A 3154-nucleotide genomic window follows, 5' to 3' on the forward strand; every position below is an offset into this window, starting at 1 on the left:
GAAACCTATAAAGAAGGTGTTTTCGGCGCTCTCACTGTGGCGGCAACGCCATTTGCCATTTTCTGGGTAATCAACAAGGTTGTTCCTTCTCTCCGGTACGACTGATCGCGATTATCCAGGGATGGCATTTCCTTCCCCTAAGCCTCCCGGGTTCTCCGGGGGGCTCTTTTTTTGTCATCGAATGGTGTTAAAAGGCTTAAAAGTTCAGATCCACCGGATCTGTCAGTTGCAGCCTCATGTGGGGGCTTTGCATTCCGGTTTGCTTAATGGGATTTCTTGGAGATGTTTTTCTTCGGTGCAATGACTATGTCCACAATTGTCATTATTTCCAGTGCTGAAGAATTTTTTTATGAGGAGATATAGGGGCTTTATTGAAAGGGCGATGGCAATAATTGCTCCGAAAAGATTGGCCCATTCTGGAATAACTTCGCTGGCCTGGCCGGCAATCGCCCGGGCGGAGATTCCGGAAACTCCGTATATCCAGTCGAGAAGAAGCCCGGACAACACCGCAAAAAAGGAAAGTGAAAGAAGGTAGATGCCGGTGGCGCGTTTTCCGAGAATACCAAAGAGAACGGAAAGCGAGGTGATATTGGTTGCCGGGCCCACCAGCAGGAAGACCAGGGCGGCGCCGGGGCTTACCCCTTTAATGATCAAGGCCGCGGCTATGGGCGTTGATGCGGTGGCGCAGATGTACATGGGGATTCCCACGGCAAGCATGATGAGCATGGATTCAATGCCGCCGCCGAGATATCTGGTCATGAATGTATCGGGTATCAGGGTGGTGATCAGGCCGCCCATCAATAGTCCGGCGGCAAACCAGCCCACAAGATCACCCCAGAGATCATTGATGGCAAAGTTGAGTCCGGAGCGTAATTTTTCCAAAAATGAATGATGGGAAGCATGCTCTTCTGGCGGGCAGTCCTTGCCGTCGCAACAATTATCAATGGGGCAGCTCTTGTCAATGACTCTCTGCCAATCGTCATCCTGCTGGAAATGGAGAAGGTTTTCGGTGATTCCCGCTGCCACCGCCGTGAAAAAAGCGGCAACGGGCCTGGCAATGGTCATGATCGGGTCGAGCAAGGCATAGGTGATGCTGATGGAGTCGACACCTGATTCAGGCGTTGAAATCAGGAAAGCGGTAGTGGCGCCGTTATTTGCCCCCTGTTTTTTTAGGGCGGCGGCAGCGGGGAGCACGCCGCATGAGCAGAGCGGAATCGGGATGCCGAAAAGCGCCGCTTTGAAGACGGATGAAAATTTTCCCTTGCCAAGATGTTGTGCAACAAAGGCTGCTGAAAGGAAGACCTTGAGTAATCCGCCGATTAATATGCCAAAAAGTATAAACAGGGAAGCATCCAGCAGCATATGCCAGGATGCGGTTAAGACGTTTTCAATGAGTTCAAGTATATATTCCAAAGCAGTGTTTCCTTGTTATTCGCGAATATGTTCAAGAGCTATGTTCATGAGTTGTTCAACATGTGTATCGTTCAGGCGGTAATACAGGATCGGTCCCTGGCGCCTGTTTGAGACAAGTCGTAAATTTCGTAATAGCCGTAGCTGGTGGCTCACCGCGGATTGCGATACACCAAGCAAGGCCGCGAGATCGCAGACACACATCTCATCTTCCTTGAGTGCGTGGATTATTTTGAAACGGGAGGTGTCGGCCATTGCCTTTAAAAGATCAACAGCATTATGCAGTTCATTTGATTCGATGGCTGATTTGCGGGCCGCTTCAACTCTTTCTCCATGAATTATTTTGCAGCGACATTGATCGTCTTGGGTTTCAGGCATTTAGTGTCCTTTATAGGGCGGATGAAAATCAGTAAAAGCTGCTCGTTTTTGCTGTTTGAAATATAGTGATGTTTATAGTATGAAATAATATAATATGAAAACATGTATTAATATATGATCACTTACTCACATATTAATGGCTTATTTATTGCGCGTCAAGTTTTCTTAAAAGGGTTGTTGTAATATCCTAACAAGTGTTGTATTCGATATTTATGAAAAAAAATAAATTAAACCATAATGACGCTTGGGAAAAAGCATATCTTCAGCAGAGCCATGATGCGGCAATCGGCCGGCTTTACAGGGGCTTGGTTCATAATATGAATGGTGATATACAGGCAATTACCATGCAGTCCGAGCTGATTTCCATGATGTTTGTCAAGGCCGATGAATTGCTTGCCAGGATTGTTCAAGACCTTAAAGAAGGCGGAGAATCTTTGGAATTGCTTGAACTCAGGGAAATGCTCAAACGGCGTGCGAGCCTCCATGAAACTATGGGAGGGAGTGTGCGTTCGATTCAGAATATCATGCGACGCACCGCATCTTTTCAGGATTTTGAGGCGGGTACGGATTCAGCCAGCTACACGCTAAATTCGATTATCACGGATGAGGTTGATTTTTTAAAAGCGGATTCCTTTTTTAAACATAAAGTTCATAAACAATTTTCTTTGAATGAAACCCTGCCTCCGTTGAAGCAGTTTCAACTTGAAGTCCACCAGATTATTTGTGCCTTGCTTGAAAATGCCGTCGATGCGATGAGGAGCATTGAAGGCCCTCATGAGCTGTTTGTTGAATCAACTCTTCAAAATGGTAAGGCAGAAGTACTCATCCGGGATAATGGCCCGGGAATCAGTCCTGAAAATATGGAAAGAATTTTTGAGCCCTTTTTTACAACCAAAGAAAATGCTTCCGGTCTCGGCCTTTATATGGCAAATACATTAGCTCACGAATGTAATTCTGTGATCCATTGCGAAAGCAAACCGGGCTGTACGCAGTTCAAACTCTCTATGCCCGTTTTTTAGGTTGGTTGTGGCGCAAAAAAAACCAAAGAAAATCGACTCATCTCCTGTAACCGGCACATTGTTTGTGGTTGCCACTCCCATAGGCAACCTTGAAGATATCACGCTCCGGGCAATTCGAATCCTTGGGCAGGTGAGTCTTATAGCCGCAGAAGACACCCGCCGGACCAGAAAACTCCTCAACCATTTAGGGATTAAAACCCCTTTGCAGAGTTATTTCAAAGGCAATGAGGTGGAGCGGTCCGATCTGTTTATCGAGAAATTGCAGGGGGGAGAGGACGTCGCGGTGGTTTCTGATGCCGGGACTCCGGGAATATCGGATCCTGGTGGGATTCTGGTATCCCGGGCGC

The 3154-nt window shown here is 47.1% G+C and carries 4 protein-coding genes; 2 read left to right on the forward strand and 2 right to left on the reverse strand.

The window, feature by feature from the left end; genetic code table 11:
* Positions 1–234: 234 nt before the first annotated feature.
* Positions 235–1362 carry an SO_0444 family Cu/Zn efflux transporter gene (locus tag KKE17_13475; protein MBU1711007.1) on the reverse strand — a complete coding sequence of 376 codons (1128 nt, stop codon included), beginning with the start codon at positions 1360–1362 and terminating at the stop codon, positions 235–237.
* A 66-nt stretch (positions 1363–1428) separates the two neighbouring features.
* Entirely contained in the window at positions 1429–1788 is a 360-nt protein-coding gene (locus KKE17_13480) for a metalloregulator ArsR/SmtB family transcription factor (protein MBU1711008.1), read from the reverse strand.
* A 212-nt stretch (positions 1789–2000) separates the two neighbouring features.
* Between KKE17_13480 and KKE17_13485 the strand changes: the two genes are divergently transcribed.
* Both KKE17_13485 and KKE17_13490 read left to right on the forward strand, forming a co-directional pair.
* Complete coding sequence (locus tag KKE17_13485) at positions 2001–2807, forward strand: sensor histidine kinase (protein ID MBU1711009.1); 807 nt, start codon at positions 2001–2003, stop codon at positions 2805–2807.
* A gap of 31 nt (positions 2808–2838) precedes the next feature.
* Positions 2839–3154 (forward strand): 16S rRNA (cytidine(1402)-2'-O)-methyltransferase (locus KKE17_13490; GenBank protein MBU1711010.1); only part of this gene is annotated, 316 nt, incomplete at its 3' end.

It is taken from the genome of Pseudomonadota bacterium, from assembly GCA_018823135.1.
Lineage (GTDB): Bacteria > Desulfobacterota > Desulfobulbia > Desulfobulbales > CALZHT01 > JAHJJF01.

Bases quoted from the DNA above. Each gene is read 5' to 3' on its own strand.
- KKE17_13475 (MBU1711007.1), bottom strand. From the start codon at position 1,362: ATGCTGCTGGATGCTTCCCTGTTTATACTTTTTGGCATATTAATCGGC.
- KKE17_13480 (MBU1711008.1), bottom strand. From the start codon at position 1,788: ATGCCTGAAACCCAAGACGATCAATGTCGCTGCAAAATAATTCATGGA.
- KKE17_13485 (MBU1711009.1), top strand. From the start codon at position 2,001: ATGAAAAAAAATAAATTAAACCATAATGACGCTTGGGAAAAAGCATAT.